The 16,325-nt window shown below is 72.2% G+C and carries 17 protein-coding genes; 9 read left to right on the top strand and 8 right to left on the bottom strand.

Annotated elements, in window-relative coordinates; translation table 11 throughout:
• Positions 1 to 186 precede the first annotated feature (186 nt).
• The 5 genes from AC07AB_RS12900 to AC07AB_RS12880 all read left to right on the top strand — a co-directional run bounded on the left by AC07AB_RS12900 (position 187) and on the right by AC07AB_RS12880 (position 4,178).
• Positions 187 to 1,542: a hypothetical protein gene (locus tag AC07AB_RS12900; RefSeq protein WP_478564553.1), complete on the top strand. Its 1,356-nt coding sequence runs from the start codon at positions 187 to 189 to the stop codon at positions 1,540 to 1,542.
• A gap of 139 nt (positions 1,543 to 1,681) precedes the next feature.
• Positions 1,682 to 1,759 carry a 50S ribosomal protein bL37 gene (locus AC07AB_RS12895; RefSeq protein WP_370443954.1) on the top strand — a complete coding sequence of 26 codons (78 nt, stop codon included), beginning with the start codon at positions 1,682 to 1,684 and terminating at the stop codon, positions 1,757 to 1,759.
• Positions 1,760 to 2,029: 270 nt separating this feature from the next.
• On the top strand, positions 2,030 to 2,224 hold the full coding sequence (locus AC07AB_RS12890) for a hypothetical protein (protein ID WP_478564550.1): 195 nt from the start codon (positions 2,030 to 2,032) through the stop codon (positions 2,222 to 2,224).
• 97 nt (positions 2,225 to 2,321) lie between these two features.
• The gene (locus AC07AB_RS12885) at positions 2,322 to 3,551 is read left to right on the top strand and encodes a cytochrome P450 family protein (protein ID WP_478564547.1); all 1,230 of its coding nucleotides are present in this window, start codon (positions 2,322 to 2,324) and stop codon (positions 3,549 to 3,551) included.
• 249 nt (positions 3,552 to 3,800) lie between these two features.
• On the top strand, positions 3,801 to 4,178 hold the full coding sequence (locus AC07AB_RS12880) for a peptidase inhibitor family I36 protein (RefSeq protein ID WP_478564545.1): 378 nt from the start codon (positions 3,801 to 3,803) through the stop codon (positions 4,176 to 4,178).
• A 159-nt stretch (positions 4,179 to 4,337) separates the two neighbouring features.
• Here the strand turns inward: AC07AB_RS12880 and AC07AB_RS12875 are convergent, their stop codons facing one another.
• The 4 genes from AC07AB_RS12875 to AC07AB_RS12860 form a co-directional block, all read right to left on the bottom strand.
• Positions 4,338 to 4,592: a DUF6059 family protein gene (locus tag AC07AB_RS12875; RefSeq protein WP_478564542.1), complete on the bottom strand. Its 255-nt coding sequence runs from the start codon at positions 4,590 to 4,592 to the stop codon at positions 4,338 to 4,340.
• A 163-nt stretch (positions 4,593 to 4,755) separates the two neighbouring features.
• Positions 4,756 to 5,004, bottom strand: a complete 249-nt coding sequence (locus AC07AB_RS12870; RefSeq protein WP_478564540.1) for a hypothetical protein — start codon at positions 5,002 to 5,004, stop codon at positions 4,756 to 4,758.
• Between the two features lie 80 nt (positions 5,005 to 5,084).
• On the bottom strand, positions 5,085 to 6,230 hold the full coding sequence (locus AC07AB_RS12865; protein ID WP_478564537.1) for a CaiB/BaiF CoA transferase family protein: 1,146 nt from the start codon (positions 6,228 to 6,230) through the stop codon (positions 5,085 to 5,087).
• A gap of 145 nt (positions 6,231 to 6,375) precedes the next feature.
• On the bottom strand, positions 6,376 to 7,542 hold the full coding sequence (locus AC07AB_RS12860) for an acyl-CoA dehydrogenase family protein (protein ID WP_478564534.1): 1,167 nt from the start codon (positions 7,540 to 7,542) through the stop codon (positions 6,376 to 6,378).
• A gap of 184 nt (positions 7,543 to 7,726) precedes the next feature.
• Between AC07AB_RS12860 and AC07AB_RS12855 the strand changes: the two genes are divergently transcribed.
• The 4 genes from AC07AB_RS12855 to AC07AB_RS12840 all read left to right on the top strand — a co-directional run bounded on the left by AC07AB_RS12855 (position 7,727) and on the right by AC07AB_RS12840 (position 12,321).
• The gene (locus AC07AB_RS12855) at positions 7,727 to 8,524 is read left to right on the top strand and encodes an IclR family transcriptional regulator (protein ID WP_478564531.1); all 798 of its coding nucleotides are present in this window, start codon (positions 7,727 to 7,729) and stop codon (positions 8,522 to 8,524) included.
• Between the two features lie 319 nt (positions 8,525 to 8,843).
• The gene (locus tag AC07AB_RS12850) at positions 8,844 to 10,232 is read left to right on the top strand and encodes an FAD-binding oxidoreductase (RefSeq protein ID WP_478564712.1); all 1,389 of its coding nucleotides are present in this window, start codon (positions 8,844 to 8,846) and stop codon (positions 10,230 to 10,232) included.
• Between the two features lie 377 nt (positions 10,233 to 10,609).
• Positions 10,610 to 11,629 (top strand): isopenicillin N synthase family dioxygenase, encoded by a 1,020-nt coding sequence (locus tag AC07AB_RS12845; RefSeq protein WP_478564528.1) that lies wholly within the window; start codon positions 10,610 to 10,612, stop codon positions 11,627 to 11,629.
• A gap of 296 nt (positions 11,630 to 11,925) precedes the next feature.
• Positions 11,926 to 12,321 (top strand): Rid family hydrolase, encoded by a 396-nt coding sequence (locus AC07AB_RS12840; RefSeq protein ID WP_478564525.1) that lies wholly within the window; start codon positions 11,926 to 11,928, stop codon positions 12,319 to 12,321.
• A gap of 33 nt (positions 12,322 to 12,354) precedes the next feature.
• Here AC07AB_RS12840 and AC07AB_RS12835 read toward each other — a convergent pair whose 3' ends face one another.
• From AC07AB_RS12835 to AC07AB_RS12820, 4 genes are all read right to left on the bottom strand, one after another.
• Positions 12,355 to 13,392, bottom strand: a complete 1,038-nt coding sequence (locus tag AC07AB_RS12835) for a methyltransferase (protein ID WP_478564522.1) — start codon at positions 13,390 to 13,392, stop codon at positions 12,355 to 12,357.
• Positions 13,393 to 13,896: 504 nt separating this feature from the next.
• Entirely contained in the window at positions 13,897 to 14,706 is an 810-nt protein-coding gene (locus tag AC07AB_RS12830; RefSeq protein WP_478564519.1) for a DUF8189 domain-containing protein, read from the bottom strand.
• Between the two features lie 250 nt (positions 14,707 to 14,956).
• Positions 14,957 to 15,643, bottom strand: coding sequence for a DUF4232 domain-containing protein (locus AC07AB_RS12825; protein WP_478564516.1), 687 nt, complete (start codon positions 15,641 to 15,643; stop codon positions 14,957 to 14,959).
• A gap of 216 nt (positions 15,644 to 15,859) precedes the next feature.
• Positions 15,860 to 16,225 (bottom strand): hypothetical protein, encoded by a 366-nt coding sequence (locus tag AC07AB_RS12820; protein WP_478564513.1) that lies wholly within the window; start codon positions 16,223 to 16,225, stop codon positions 15,860 to 15,862.
• Positions 16,226 to 16,325: the final 100 nt, after the last annotated feature.

Here is a 16,325-nt window from a genome sequence, read left to right as displayed (position 1 = left end):
GGTGTTTCCCAGTGCGCGCCGTCCGGGGCAAGGGGCCGGGTGGCGACGAGGGGGCCCAGCGACAGGGCAAGGGCAGTGGCGCGACCATGGCACAAACAATCACGAGCGAGACATGCGCGGAACAATTCCCTCGCCATTACTATCGCCCGGTCGCTCTCCCCTCTCACATCTCTCCCTGGAGAAACTGTGATCACACGCATGGTCGGCCGGGACGAAGAATTATCCAGACCCGGTGGTGCAACGACACCCCGCGTTCAGTACGGAACATGGCGCCGCCCCCGCACGCGCGGCGCCGGCGCCGCCGCCTTCCTCGCCGCCGCTTCCCTGGTCGTGATCTCGGCCCCGTCGGCCGTCGCCGACCCGCCGCCCGCCCCCACGCTCACAGCTCTGCCGTTTCTGCCCGGCGACTGGTACAGCGAACCGACAGGAGTGAACGAGGCAGGCGTCATCACGGGGTACTCGACCCCTCCCGACGGCATCTACCCGGCCAACTACCGGGATCGCGCGGTGCGCTGGGGCTCCGACAACACCATCGCCGCCCTGCCGCCCGCCCCCGGTGACCTGTACGGCAGAGCCACCGCCATCAACAGCTCCGGCACCACCGCGGGTTACTCCTGGTCCGCTGGGACCGCGCAGTCCGCGCGGCAGGGACACGCGGTGCGCTGGGACAGCGGCGGTGGTGTCACGCCGCTCGCGCCGCTGCCCGGCGACACGTCCTCCATGCCTGCCGCCATCAACGACGCGGGCGCTGTCGCGGGGTCCTCCTGGAACGGGGAAGCCTCGCCCACTGAAGGCCACGGCGTGGTGTGGAAGCCCGACGGCACGCACCTCACCCTGCCCGCGCTGCCAGGTGACACCTACAGCGCGCCCAAGGCCATGAACAGCGCGGGCGACGTAGTCGGGTACTCCTGGAGCGGCGGCCTCTCGGCATTGCACGCGGTGAAGTGGAGTTCCACCGGCTCCGCCACCGACCTCGGCGCCCTCGTCCGCGCGAAGTGGCCGCAGCACGACTCCAGTTCCGCCGTCGGCATCAACGACTCGGGCACCGTCATCGGAAGCGCCTCCAGGGCCTACCCGGTGAGCCAGAGCGAGCCGCACGCCGTCGAGTGGGGCGGCGACGGTGCCGTGAAGGACCTGGGGCTGAACGCCAGCGCCAGTTCACTCAGCGCCCAGGGCATCGTGGCCGGCTCCCAGCGCACCGACGCATCAGTCCGGCAGACCGCTGTGCGCTGGGCCCCCGACGGTTCGGCGACCCCGCTGGGGCTGCCGGTCGGTCTGCACGCCAACAGCACCGGCGCCCAGGCCAACGACGCGGGCACCGTCGTCGGGAACGCCTGGGACGGCAACCCGAGCCGCGAGAACAAGCGCGCCATGCGCTGGAGCGCCGACGGCAGCGTCATCGATCTGGGGAGCGCGCCCTCCGATCCGTTCAGTTCGGCGCTGTTCGTCAACTCGGGCGGGACCATCGCGGGGGTATCGATACGCACCCCCATTTACACCTATCTGGCCGGTTCGCACCACGCTGTGGTGTGGCGGCCCTGATCTCCTCGTGGACCCCGCCGCGCGGGCGGGGCTGACAACGCCGGCCGGTCGGGCGGGTCGGTGCCCCGCCGAATCGACGCGGCGGATATCGATATGAAAGGGTGAAAACTGGCTGAAACCAACCCTGAAAGGAGACGGCATGTCCTCGAAGCGACGCCGTAAGAAGAAGGCCCGCCGCAAGAACGGCGCCAACCACGGTAGCCGTCCTCAGTCCTGAGCTGACGGCCGCCGCGCGGTACGCACGGGCCGGGCCGGACGGATACGGCACACCGCACTCGCCCGGAGCCGGCCTGAACGCCGCCTCGACCGGCGGCCTCGGACAACCGAGGCCGCCGGTATCTTTTCAGCTGACATGGGATCGGCGGCACTACGCCGCTTTCAGCCGCATACTCGCCGGGCCAGGCCGGTCCCCGACGTCCGGTGGCGCGGTACGACCCTGGATCCCGACGGATCCGGAACAGCCGAACTCACCCTAGAAGGCCGTGAGTTGACCCCTGCCGCCCTCGACGGCGGGGAACCTCCAGCCGCTGCGCACTTGGCGCGCCCGGCCACCGCACCTACCCGGACGCACCCCGCCGCACGGCACGGCGCTCGACACCTGCGCACCACCCTCGGCCCGGGCCTCCTCACCGCGTCCCGCGCCCGCACCACCGCCACCGCCACCGCCACCGCCACCGACTGAGCGCCACCCCCACCCCCTCAAGCGAGGAGCACTCCCCACTCCTTGGTACGCTCCCGAACATAAACGGGGAACAGTCCCCACATGCCTGGGAGCCAGTATGCGCATCGACCCCATCACCGAACCGACCTCGGCCTCCTCCCCCGATTTCCTCACCGACCCCTACCCCGCCTACCGGGCCCTGCGCGCCCGGGGCCCGGTGCAGCGCGTGAAGATGCCCGGCGGCGAGACGGTCTGGATGGTCCTCGGGTACGACGCCGTGCGCACCGCCCTCGCCGACCCCCGGTTGCGCAACGACATCCGGCACTCGGCCGAGTTCGACGACGACGGCGGCTACGCGATCGGCCTCAACATGCTCCAGACCGACCCGCCCGATCACACCCGGCTCCGTACCCTCGTCGCCCGCGAGTTCACCGCCCGCCGCATCGCGCGGCTGCGCCCGCGCATCGAGCACATCTGCGCCGAACTCCTCGACGACATGGCCGCCGCCGACCGTACCGACCACTCCGGCCACGCCGCCCGCGCCGACCTCGTGAGCGCCTACGCCTTCCCGCTGCCCATCACCGTCATCTGCGAACTCCTCGGCGTCCCGGCCGCCGACCGCGCCGCCTTCCACGGCTGGTCCAGCGACATCGTCGCCATCACCGACCCGGAGGCCGCGGGCGCCGCGGCGGTCGCCATGACCGGCTACCTCACCGGCCTCATCGAGGACAAACGCCGCCAGGCCCCGGACGAGGACGGCGACCTGCTGCACGCGCTCGTACGCACCCACGACCAGGACGAGGACCACCTCACCCCCGAGGAACTCCTCGGCATGGCCTTCCTGTTGCTCGTCGCCGGGCATGAGACCACCGCCAACCTCATCTCCAGCGCCGTCCACCATCTCCTCCGCCACCCCGAACAGCTCGCCGCGCTGCGCGCCGACCCTTCCCTCGTGGACGGCGCGGTCGAGGAGGCGCTCCGCTACGAGCCCCCCGCCCAGATCGCCGCCTACCGCTACACCGCCGAACCCATGACACTGGCCGGCACCGCGATGGACCAGGGCGAACGCGTCGTCCTCGCCCTCGCCGCCGCCAACCGCGACCCCGAGCGGTTCGCCGACCCCGACCGCTTCGACATCCACCGGGACCCCGCCGTCAACCGCGCGCAGATCGCCTTCAGCCACGGCATCCACCACTGCCTCGGCGCGCCCCTCGCCCGCCTCGAAACCGCCATCGCCCTGCCTGCGCTCCTCAAGCGCTTCCCCGGCCTCGCCCCCGACGACTCGGCGGCCGCCCAGTGGCGGCCGAGCCTGCTGCGCGGGCTGCGCAACCTGCCCGTCCGCTGGTAGCTCCAGCGGCCTCCCGGCCCGTGCGGCCGTACGCACAGCCTCCGCCGCGCGCAACGCTTCCCGCCCGCTTCCGACGGGCCCGCTTCCGGCCCTCTCATGGATGCGGATGCCTGATCGACCTGAGACCTCTCAGGCTCCCTTGCGGCTTCTGCGGTGTAACGATGCTTATGCGGGCGGCGCGACAGGGGACGACCCTCGCACCGCCGGCAACGGGGAGAAAGGCTCCCTCATCAGAAGGGAAGAGACATCATGAGCATCCGCAACAACCGCAGCCGCATCGCCGTCGTCGCGGCGTCCCTCATCGGGGCAGCCGCGATGTTCGCGGCACCGGGTACGGCCAGCGCGGACCCGGCCCAGTGGCCGTGCGACTCGTCGGAGTTCTGCATCTACCACGACACGCAGGGCGGCGGAAGCCACCTGTCGCTGTCGGACGGCGTCTACGACCTCGGCGGCGTGGCCGGCAACCTCAACGACCACGTGTACTCGGTGAAGAACATCTCCGGCGACAACTGGTGCCTGTACGCGAACTCCGGGTACAACAACCAGATCCAGCTCATCCCGGACGGTGCGGCCATCGACCTCGCCCCCAACATCGCCAACCAGGTCAGTTCCGTCCGATCCTGCTGACCCGGGCACGGTGCGGGGGCCGACGCCCGTAACCGGGCCGTACCGCAGGCCACTTCACCGGTCCGTACCGACCGGGTACCGCCCGGCGTGTGAGGTGCGCGCCCCCGCGCAGGCGTCAGAGACCTGCGCGGGGGCGCACGCGTGTCGGGCGCCGGGTGGTCACCGCCGGGGATCGCCGGGCCAGACGAGGCGCGGGAGGCCGCCGGCGAGTTGGCGCTCCTGGGCGGTCAGCGGCACGTCGGCGCGGACCCGCTCGGGGTGGCCCGGCGGCGGCCCGGCCAGGGGCCGCGGCGCGGGGTCCACGGGCGGGGGGAGCTGACCGGTCACATGCAGCGTGCCGAAGGCCACCAGGCCCTCCCACAGAGAACGCACGAGTCGGGCGGCCACGCGGTGTCTGATCCCTGCGTTGGGCATGGCCGAAGAGTGCCAGCGGCCGGTCGAGGCCGGGTGGAGCGGCGGCGGAAACGCGTCGGGGCGGGCGGCGCGATCACGTCGGAACGGCGGGGAAACGCGTCGGGGCGCCGTCCGCCGGTGGCCTGAACGGGACTACGGCGCCCGGCGGAAGGGCGCGCCCGCGCTATGCCGCCGGGCGCCGCCGCCGGGCGTGCTTCTTGTGGGCGGACTGGCGGGAGACGCCGAGCGGTCCGGCGATGTCGCCCCAGGCCCAGCCCAGTTCGCGGGCCCGGTCCACCTGCTGGGCCTCCATCTCCTCGACGAGCCGGCGCAGCACGCGTACGGCGGCCAGCCCCTCCCGGATCCCACCGGATGCCGCGGCGGCCACGAGCCGGTTGACCTCTGCTTCATCCACTCCGTCCACTTCATCCACGGCCGTCAACCTAGGCTGACTACTAAGTGTCGTCAAGCGCTTACGACGTCACAACCGGAATTGGGCTCACCGCCCGACCCCTACTCCGCGCCGATGCCGAATTCGGCCAGTACCGCGTCGGTGTGCTCGCCGAGGGCCGGCACGGCGTCCATCCGCGCCTCGGTGTCGGAGAAGGTGATCGGCGGCAGTACGGCGTCGATGGGGCCGACCGGGGTCTCCACCGTGCGCCACCGGTCGCGGGCCGCCAGCTGCGGGTGGTCGGCCAGGCCGTGCACGGAGTTCAGCCGGGCGTTGCCGACGCCCGCGTCGTCAAGGGCTCGTACGAGCTCGGCCACGGGCAGTCGCGCGGTCACCTCGCCGACGAGGGCGTCCACGGCGGCGCGGTGGCGGCAGCGCGCGACGTTGGTGGCGTAGTCCGGGTGTTCCGCCAGGTCGGGGCGGCCGAGCACGTCGGCGGCCAGGGCGCGCCACTGCCGGTCGTTCTGCACGCCGATCAGGACGTCCGTCCCGTCCGCCGTCGGGTACGCGTCGTAGGGGACGATCGAGGGGTGGCCCAGCGCGGCACGGCGCGGCGGCGTCCCGGTGTGCAGGGTGGTGTAGAGCGGGTGCCCCATCCACTCGGCGATCGCGTCGAACATCGACACCTCCACGCACGCGCCACCGCCGCCCCGCTCCCGGCGCAGCAGGGCCGCCAGGACCGCGGAGAAGGCGTACAGACCGGCCCCGATATCGGCCACCGGAATGCCGGTCTTCACCGCCTCCCCCTGGGTGCCGGTCACCGAGGCGAGGCCCGTCTCTCCCTGTACGAGCAGGTCGTAGGCGCGTTTGGCGCGCAGCGGGCCGCTGCTGCCGTAGCCGGACATCTCGACCACCACCAGGCGGGGGTGCGCGGCGCGCAGGGCGGCCGAGCCGAAGCCCAGCCGGTCGGCGGCGCCGGGTGCGAGGTTCTGGACGAACACGTCGGCGTGCGCCAGCAGGGCGCCCAGCGCCTCGCGGCCCCGCGTGCTCTTGAGGTCCAGGGCGACCGACTCCTTGCCCCGGTTGAGCCAGACGAAGTGCGAGGACATGCCGCGCACCGCCGCGTCGTAGCCGCGGGCGAAGTCGCCGCCGTCGGGCCGTTCGATCTTGATGACGCGGGCCCCGAGGTCGGCGAGGTGGCGGGTGGCGATCGGGGCGGCCACCGCCTGCTCCAGGCTGACGATGGTGACGCCGTCGAGTGCGCGCATGGTTCCTCCAGAGGCGGGGCGAGGGCGGTTCCTTACGAGCCCGCCGGTACGGGCGGCAGTCCCGTACGAGCGGTGGTCCCGTACGAGCGGTGGTCCCGTACGAGCGGGAACGGTGCGAGCGGGTCGGTCGGTCGGTGCGAGCGGATCAGTACGAGCGCGGCAGGCCCATCACGTGCTGCGAGACGTAGTTGAGCACCATCTCCTGGCTGACCGGCGCCAGCCGCAACAGCCGGGACTCCCGGAAATAGCGCTCCACGTGGTACTCCCGCGCATACCCCATACCCCCCAGGGTCTGCACCGCTTGGTCCGCGGCCTGGAACCCGGCGTCCGCGCAGAGCCACTTGGCCATGTTCGCCTCGCGCCCGCAGGCCAGCCCCCGGTCGTACCGCCAAGCCGCCTGACGGGCCATCAGCCGGGCGGCGTCCAGCCGGGTGAGGGCCTCGGCCAGCGGGAAGGCGATGCCCTGGTTCTGGCCGATGGGCCGGTCGAAGACGACGCGGTCCTTCGCGTAGCGGGTCGCCGCGTCGAGGGCGGCCCGGCCGAGCCCCAGCGCCTCGTGGGCGAGCAGAATGCGCTCCGGGTTGAGGCCGTCCAGCAGGTAGCGGAACCCCTCGCCCTCCGCTCCGATCCGGGCGGACGCGGGCACCCGGAGGCCGTCGATGAAGATCTCGTTGGAGGCCACCGCGTTGCGGCCCATCTTCGGGATCGGCCGGATGTCCATGGCCCGGCGGTCGACGTCGGCGAGGAAGACCGACAGCCCTTCGGTCGGCCGTTCCACCTCGTCGCGAGGGGTCGTGCGGGCGAGCAGGATCATCTTCTGCGCGTCCCCGGCCTTGGTGATCCATATCTTGCGGCCGTCGATCACGTAGTCGTCGCCGTCGCGCCGCGCGACGGTGGAGATCCGGGTGGTGTCGGTCCCGGCGTCCGGTTCGGTCACCCCGAAGCACACGTGCAGTTCGCCGGTCGCGGCGTGCGGCAGCACCGCGCGGCGCAGTTCCTCGCTGCCGTGCCGGGCCAGGACGTTGAGGCCGAAGATCGTCAAATGCATCGTGCTGCACCCGTTCATGCCGGCTCCGGACGCCGCCACCTCCTCCAGCAGCAGCGCCGCGTCCAGCACGCCGAGCCCGCCGCCGCCGTACTCCTGAGGGACGGCGATGCCCAGCCAGCCGGCCGCGGCGAAGGCGTCGTAGAACGCCCAGGGGAACTCGCCCCGGTGGTCGTGTTCGGCCCAGTACTCGGGCGGGAAGCTCCGGGCCAGCTCGCGGACGCCGGCCTGGATGTCCCGCTGCTGCTCGGTGAGTTCGAAATCCATGTGCCGCTCCCGATCGCTCCCGCCGCCCTTACTTGTTCCTATATAAGAACGCGAGTTCGTAAGTAGGGACGAACCTAGGTAGGGGTGTGACCCCTGTCAAGGGATGGGACCGCCGCGCGGGTACTGCGACAATGACCGGCGACAATGGCGGCCGGGCAGCGGCGCGGCGGAGCACGGAGGCGACGTGGCAGGTCACAACGGCGAAGGGGTCGTGGCCGGGACACCTGTTTCGGGCCCCCCGGCCACGACGCCCAAGGAACACCGGACCGTCACCCGGGTGACCACCATCCTGGAGACCGCCGCCGCCTCGGACGGCATCCGGCTGGCCGCGCTCTGCGCCGTGCTCGACGCCCCGAAGTCCTCCGTACACGGCCTGGTCCAGGGGCTCGTGGCCACCGGCTACCTCACCGAGCGGGACCACGGCTACGTACTCGGCCCGGCCGCCGGCGCCCTGCTCGCCGCGCCCCGGCCCGCCCTGGCCGACCTCGCCCGCCCGGCGATGGAGCGCCTGCTGCGGGAGTTCGACGAGACGGTCATGCTCGGCGAACCCGTCGGCGACTCGATCGTCTACGTCCAGGTCCTCGAATCCACCCAGGTGATCCGCTACTCCGCTCCCCTGCGCACCCGTCGGCCGCTGTATCCGACCAGCACCGGCAAGGTGGCCCTGGCCCACCGCGACACGGCACGCCGCAACGCCTACCTGCGGGCCCACTTGCCGGACGAGCGCCAACGCTCCCGGGCCCGGGAGGAACTGGCGGCCATCGCCGCCGAGGGCGTCGCCTTCAACCGCGGGGAGACCCTGCCCGACGTCAGCGCCACCGCGGCCGGGGTGTTCGCGGGCGGCCGGCTCCTCGCCTGCCTGGCGGTGGCGGGCCCCACCCCCCGTACCGCCGAGCGGCTCGACACGGTCGCGGACGCCGTACGCGCCGCCGCCGCCGACCTCTCGGCCAGGCTCTCCCGGCCGGGCGGCGCGTCGGCCTGACGCTCTACGGGCGCGGTATCGGGAACGTACCGCCTCCGCCGGACCACCGCGCCCCTGGTACGAGGCGGCTACGCCCTGGATGCCCCCGCCGCTGGGCCTCTGCCGCTGGGCCTCTGCCATCGCGGGGTGCCCCCCTGTGCCCCGCGCCGCCGCGGCTGACCATGATGAGAGGTGCACAGCACGGCACGGATTCGCGGAGGACTGCGGCATGGACCAGCACACCCACCCCATCGGCACCGGGCCCGGCAGGACCGGCGACATCGCCCGGGCGCTGGCCGAGGCGCTGCCCGAGGGCCGGGTCCTGACGGGGCCGGAGACCATGGACGGCTACCGGCACGACGAGGCCGAGTGGGCCCCGTACGGACAGCCGCTCGCCGTGGCCCGGCCACGGTCCACCGCCGAGGTCCGCACCCTGGTGCGGTGGTGTCTGGAGCACCGGGTGGCGCTGGTGCCGCGCGGCGCGGGCACCGGGCTGTCCGGCGGGGCCAACGCCCTGGACGGCTGTGTCGTGGTGTCCTTCGAGGCCATGGACCGGGTGCTGGAGATCGACGCGGGCGAGCGGCTGGCCGTGGTGCAGCCCGGGGTCGTCAACGACGATCTGCGCCGGGCCTGTGCCGAGCACGGGCTGTGGTACCCGCCGGACCCGGCCAGCTCCCCCTGGTCGACCATCGGCGGCAACGTCGCCACCAATGCCGGTGGGATGTGCTGCGTCAAATACGGCGTCACCCGGGACTACGTGCTGGGCCTTGAGGTCGTCACCGGCGGCGGCGAGGTGGTCCGGCTGGGGCGGCGCACCGCCAAGGGCGTGGCCGGCTACGACCTGTGCTCGCTGCTGGTCGGTTCGGAAGGCACCCTCGGGGTGATCACCGAGGTGACGGTGCGGCTGCGAGCGCAGCGTCCGCCCGAGCGTACGGTGGTGGGCCATTTCGACTCGGCCGTCGCGGCGGGTGAGGCGGTCGCCGCCGTGGCCGCCGCGGGGGTGGCGCCGTCGGCCCTGGAACTCGTCGACCGGCACTGCCTGGCCGCCGTCGACGCCTGGAAGAACATGGGGCTCTCCGCCGAGGCCGACACGGTGCTGCTGGGGCGGCTGGACACGCCAGGGGCGGCCGGGGACGCGGAGGCGGAACTGATGGTCGACTGCTTCCGAGGGGCCGGAGCGAGCTGGGCCGCGGTCTCCACCGACCAGCAGGAGGCCGACGCCCTGTTCGAGGCCCGCCGCCTGGCCTATCCGGCGCTGGAGCGGCTGGGCCCGGTGCTCACCGAGGATGTCTGCGTGCCCCGGGCGAAGGTGCCGGAGATGCTGGCCCGTATCGACCGGACCGCCACCGCGCACGACCTGCTGATCGCCAACATCGCGCACGCCGGGGACGGCAACCTGCACCCCCTGATCATCACGCCCCCCGGCGACGACGCCGCGCGCGCCCGGGCGCAGCGCGCCTTCGAGGCCATCCTCGACGACGCTCTGGCGCTGGGCGGCACGGTCACGGGCGAACACGGCGTCGGGCTGCTCAAGCGGCGCGGCATGGACCGCGAGCTGGGGCCGGGGGTGCTGGCCCTGCACCACGCCGTCAAGGCCGCCCTGGATCCGCACGGCATCCTCAATCCGGGGAAGGTCCTCGACGTCGACGGGTCGGTCTCCGGGCTGGTCGGCGAGGTGGCCGGGGCGGTCGGCGAGGTAGCCGGGGCGGTCGGCGAGGAGCGGGCGTGAATGTCCCGCGACCGGTCGTCCGGATCGGGCAGGGCGCCCCGCGCGGCCCGGCCGCCGGTGTCGCCGCCTCAAGGGCAGTTCTTGCGCCGCCGCCACCGTCGGCCTCCCGCGCCGCTCACAACCGGCGTCTTCCTGGTCGCCCTCGGCTGCCGACCCGGAATGCCCGAGGCCGCGGGAGGCTCGACGGGGCTTGAGGGTTCTGCGCGTACGGGCCTTGATTCCTCGGCCCTGTCCGCCGAGAAGTCTCCGGGGCGACTTCAACGGAAGACTTGAAGTCATGAGGGCCGACGAGGGCGGACGGCCGGTGTTCCACCGGCCGCATCGTCCGCACCGGTCTCATCGCCCGCAGAGAATTCCCATCGGAAGGGAAACGGACAATGGGCCGCAATCAAGAAACCGCCACCGTGGTCGACGGCTTCGTACCGGTCATCGACCTGTCCACCAGGGGAAGTACGCACGGACGGGGGCTCATAGCCGACGCGATCGGTTCGGCCTGCGAGAGTTCCGGGTTCTTCACCATCGTGGGTCATGGCGTGTCGCGAGAGCTCATCGATCGTATGCACGCGACGACGAACGCCTTCTTCGCATTGCCCGACGCGGAGAAGGATCTGGTGGCGAACCGGCCCGGTGTCGCCGGTTTCCGGCGCTTCGGAGGGGTAACCGCCCTGAGCCTCGACCAGCCGACCCCGCCCGACCTGTGCGAAGTGTTCGCATCCCATGTGACGGGAGAGCTGAGCGACGACGAACGCGATCGGCTCGGCGACTACTGGGCCCCGTGGAAGATGGCGAACATCTGGCCGGACGCTCCCGCCGGCTTCCAGGACACGTGGCATGAGTACATGAGCGCCATGACCGAGCTCTCGCGCGACATCATGCGTCTGTTCGCGCTGGCGCTCGGGCTGGCCGAAGAGTTCTGGGACGACAAGTTCGACAACCACACGTCGGCGCTCATCGCCAACTACTACTACCCGCAACTCGCGCCCCCGTTGCCGGGGCAACTGCGGCGAGGCACGCATACCGACTGGGGCAGCCTGACGGTCCTCCACCAAGAGGACGGCCTCGGCGGGCTCCAGGTCCTCCAGGTCTCCGGCGATAGGAGCGAGTGGCTCCACGTCCCGGCCGTCCCGGGCAGCTTCGTCGTCAACATCGGCGACCTGATGGCCCTGTGGACCGGCGGACGGTGGGTTTCGACCATGCACCGCGTGGTGAACCCGGAGCGGGGAAACTCGTCCTCGCGCCTTTCCATCCCCTTCTTCCACCAGCCGAATCATGACGCTCCCGTCGAACCGATCTCCGGCGTCGCGGCCCCGGACGCCGAGCTCCCGACCACGAGCGGCATGACCTGTGGGCAGTGGATTTCGGCAAAGATGGTCAAAACATTCTCGACGGAGCCATAAGCCGTAGGCCGTGAGCCTCAGGAGAATTCCTGGCTCGCCCTCCCGGGTGAAGGGGGAGGGCGGGCCTCTCCTGCCAGGGGCGGCACATTGCGGAGCCGGGTCGTTGAGACCATGATCGCGGGGAGGGCGGGCCACACCGAAGGCAGCCCCGTGCCACATGGTCCGGCGGCCGTCCCGACAGGCCGTCGTCCGTCCGCAAGCAGGCCGGTTCGTCCGTCCGCAAGCAGGCCGGTTCGTCCGCCCGTAAGACAGGCCGGTTCGTCCGCCCGTAAGCCGTTCGTCAGGAGGAGAAGACCATGGAACGCCATGACATCGGGCCGCGGATGATCGGCGGGCACCTCGCGTACCACCGGGCCGTGGTGGTGGAGGAGCCGCGCCGCTGGCTGGTGCTCTCCGGCCATGAGGCCCGCGACGAGCAGGGCCGCATCGGCCACCGCGGCGACATTCGCGGGCAGATCGCGCTGACCTGCCGACGGCTCGGCGAGACGCTGGACGAGGCGGGATTCGGTTTCTCCGACGTCGTCCAGATCCGCGTCTTCACTGTCGATCTGCCGGCCATGACCGCCAACTACGACGCGCTCACCGCCGAACTCGAACGGCGCGGCTGCCGGCCGGCAAGCCTGCTCGCCGGGGTCAGCGCGCTCTCGGATCCGGACATGCTGGTGGAGATCGAGGCCGTCGCCGCCCAATGAGGCGCCCGGGCGGCGGGGAGCCCCTTCGCCGCCTCAGGCCGCCTTCGCCACCGCCGCCTCCACCACCGACAGGGACGAAGGGGTGGGAAGGGCGCGGATCATCGTCAGCCCCGCTTCCGTCAGCAGCCGACGGAAGTCGTCCGCACCGCGCTCCTGGCCGCTCAGTGACGCCATCATCAGCACATCGAGCGTCTTGCCGTGGTGCGGAGCGTTGTCCCGCGGCAGTACGGCGTCGATCACCAGCAGCCGGCTGTTCTCCGTCATCGCGGCGCGGCAGGCACGCAGGATGCGTAGGCAGTCCTGGTCGTTCCAGTCGTGCAGGACGCGCTTGAGGAGGTAGACATCGGCCGCGGCCGGTACGGACGTGAAGAAGTCACCGTTCTCTACCCGCCAGCGTCCTGCCGTCTCCGGCCCCTCCAACGCGTGGCCGCGCACCACCGCCTCCTGGTCGTACAGGACACCGGTCAGTTTCGGGGCGCGCAGCAGCACCTCGCGCAGCAGCCCGCCGCGACCGCCGCCGACGTCGGCGACCACGCCGGTCGCGGGGAGCGGGCAGGCGGCGGCGATGGCGCGGTTCTCGCTGTCGGAGAGGGCGGCCATACCCGTGTCGAAGGCGGCGCCCAACTCCTCGGTGCGGGCCAGGTAGTCGAAGAAGGGGGCGCCGAAGATGTCGTCGAAGACGGTGCGCCCGGCGCTCACGGTCTCCTCCAGCCGGCCCGCGGGGCGCCAGAACGTCTCGTCCGTCAGCATGCCGACCGCCTCCCGCATCGACGCCGGCGCGTCCGAGCGCAGCAACTGGGCCAGCGGCGTCAGGCCGAAGGCGCCCGTTTCGTCCTCGTGGAAGACGTCCCGGGTCGCCAGCAGGCGCAGGGCGCGGCGCAGATGGCCGGCGTCGGCGCCGGTGGCGGCGGCGAGCTGAGCGGGGGTGCGCGGACCGTCGGCGAGGTGATCGGCCACGCCGAGGCGGGCGGCGGCCCGCAGTGTCGCGGAGTGGAGATAGGCCAGAGCGTGTTCGCTCAGCCGCCGTACGAGGGCGTCCTGGTCCTCGGGGGCGGGGCGGGCGGTATCCATGGCTGCCTCCTTTTTGTCACGGGCCGCGGCGGGCGCGCGGGCCGGGAGTGCCGTACGGCCGGGCGCGGTACGAGCCGTGGGCGCGGGTGCGGGGACAAGTGCGGCGCTTGAGGGCGGTGATCCGCTGTCGGCCCCCACGATGGCCGGTAATCCGCGGCGCCGCCAGGGGGCGTCACCGTGGAAGGGAGGCCAGGGAGCAGGCCGTCCCGGGGCCGGAACCGCCCCGGGCCGGGCGGGGGCCGAACTCCGCCCGAATGCTGCCTTGTTGTGACGGTCCGGGCGTGGGTTACATCAGAGGTACGGGTGGGCGGGGGCCGGGACCGGCTTCGAGGGGCGGCAGCGCGTACTGGGCGGCGAGGGCGTCAACCGTCCCGCCCCCTGGGGCGTCCCTTTCACCGCGATCGGAACGCCGGAGGACCGAGGTACCGGTCCGGGCCCGTCGGCCGCACCGCGACGGCCCACCCGCCACGGGGGTGCGGGTGGGCCGCCCTCACCGGCGCGATGTCAGACGCAGGCCGCGGTGGGGCACAGCCGCCACGGTTCCCAGCCACCCCCGGGTACGCGCTCGGTGGTCCGCCAGGTCCGTTCGCGGTTCCATTCGCGGGCGCTCACCCGCAGTCGGCCGTCGGCGAGTTCGGTGACGCCGCCCGGCGCACCGAGCCCCACATTGGCCTCCGGCACCTTCCCCATGGACCGAACCGGCCCCCATGTGCTGGACGGGCCGCCCTGGCTCCGCACGTTCATCGACGAGGTGTCGGCGGCGCTGGACGCGAAGGCGTGCAGCCGCCCGTCACGCGCCGCGAACAGCACCACGCCACCGTGGTACGGGGCCGGGTTCAGACCGAAGTCCTCAGGCGCACTCCAGTCCTCCCCGTCGGCGGTGGCCTGTGCGGTGTGGCAGAAGACGCCGTACGAGGGGAAGAACGCCTCCAGCCGGCCGTCGGCGTCCTCGGCCGCGCTCGCGTACGAGATCTTCGGACCGACGGGCACGGCGCTGACGCGCTCCCAGTCGCCGTAGGCTCCGCCCGGTCCCTCTTGAGCCCGGTGCCACAGGAACCAGGGCAGCCCCTCGGTCACCGAATCGTCGGCGAAGTACTGGAACTGCTCGACTCGCCCGTCGCCACGCGGCACCGACACCAAGCTGCCGTCCAAGGCCCGGCTGGCCAGCCCCGCGGCGTCCGCGTTCGGGCGGCAGGCGTCGGACCGTACAGCGGAGGAAGGGGCGTGGACGGACGGAGCGGCGTGAACGGACGGAGCAGCATGGGCGGGCGGAGCGGTATGAGCAGGCGGAACGGCGTGAGCGGGTGCGGCCACCACCACACCCGCCGAGATCACCGCGCCCACGGCCCACAACGCGCGTAATAACGGTCTTCGGAACACGGTCGGCACACCTCCATCGCAGGTTCCCCACGCCCTCGGCGGTACGTACGGCCGTACGTACCGCCGCCGCGCAGCGGCCGGGCGTCCGAGCCATCCTCGCTCGCCACAGTGGCCACGGCCAGAGCGCAGAACCCCAACTTCCTTACGGATAAGGAGGCTTTACCGCTTCAGTGGTGCCGATTCCTCAGCCCTGAGCGCCGGTGCCCGCCTGGAGGGCGCCGACCGTGAAGGTGCCGCCGCACACCCGCAGCCCCGAGGTCCGGGCGGTCATGGCGTCCTTCGAGCCGGGCGCGTATGCCTTCACGAGCTTCCCCGTCTTCCAGCACGGGGTGTCCTTGAGGCCGTCGTTGAGCGTCCGCAGAACGGCGTGCGCGCTCTTGCCCGGGGCCAGCCGCACCACGTGCCCCGCGCCGCCCTCGCGCTTCGCGGGCGAGCCCACCGTCTGGCCGTCCCCCGCGAGCAGCGAGACTCCGGGGTACCCGCCCAGCGAGCAGGACTTCTTGCCCGTGTTCGTGAACACCAGCGGGTAGCGGATGTTGCCCGCCCCCGCGTCCCCGTCGCCCAAGCGCAGCGACATGTCGGCGGCCGCGCAACGGTCCGAAGCGGACTGGGGCGACATGTTCGACGCCACGGCCGCCGCGCTCCCCGAACCGCCGGTTCCGGCGCTGCCGCCGGAGCCGGACCGGGTGCCGGAGTCGGAGCCGGACGCGTCGCCCGCCCCGGAGCCACCGGCCGAGGCAGCGGACGACGAACCGGTCGCCGCGCCCGCCTTGTCGTCCCCGCAAGCGGAGAGCGACAACGCCGCGACAGCGACCAGCGAGACCGCGGCGGCACAACGAGCACGGCGAGCGACGAGAGTGGCAGACGACATGAGAGAGCCCCTTACGGGAGTACGACAGACCGAACGCTTGCGTCTCCACTCTCCGTCCGCCCGCTCACGATCCGCTAACACCGCACTAACGCCCGCGCGGAAAGCGGCGGATACCTGGACTCGGGCGCACAACGCACCCCGGTACAACGCAACCCGGCACGACACGGTCCCGCCACAACGCGGCGGGACCGATCAATGCGCTCGACCGGGTTCGGATCAGGAAACCTGTTTCACGGTGGGCTTGGCCTTGCTGCCCTCGGTCTCGAACTTCAGCTTCGCCTTGTCCGACACAACGGACTTCTCGGCGGATCCGCCGCCGTCGGGGACGACTCGCACATTGACCGGTGTCCCCTTCGCCGGCTCCACGGTGAAGGTCTTCGTCTGGCCCTTGCGCACGCCGGTCTGGCAGGTCCCGCCCAGGTTGTCGGTGACGCATACCGCCGCCGTGTAATTCCCTTTCTGCGCGACCTGAACCGTCACCTTCGCCGCCGCCCGCTCATTTCCGGCGGACACCGCACCGGCCGACGGCGAAAGCCCGAACCCCATCCCCGTGGCAATTCCGACGGCCGCCAGCAAGGTCACCGAGCGCCGTCCGCGCTTTCCGCGTGAGGAAATTCCCATAGCCATGTCCCCCTGTCGCAATCGCCCCGACCGGCGTTCCCGACGCCGGTCCGAACTCCGG

This window comes from Streptomyces sp. NPDC044033 (genome assembly GCF_056434425.1).
This window is presented reverse-complemented; position numbering and strand designations above follow the sequence as displayed.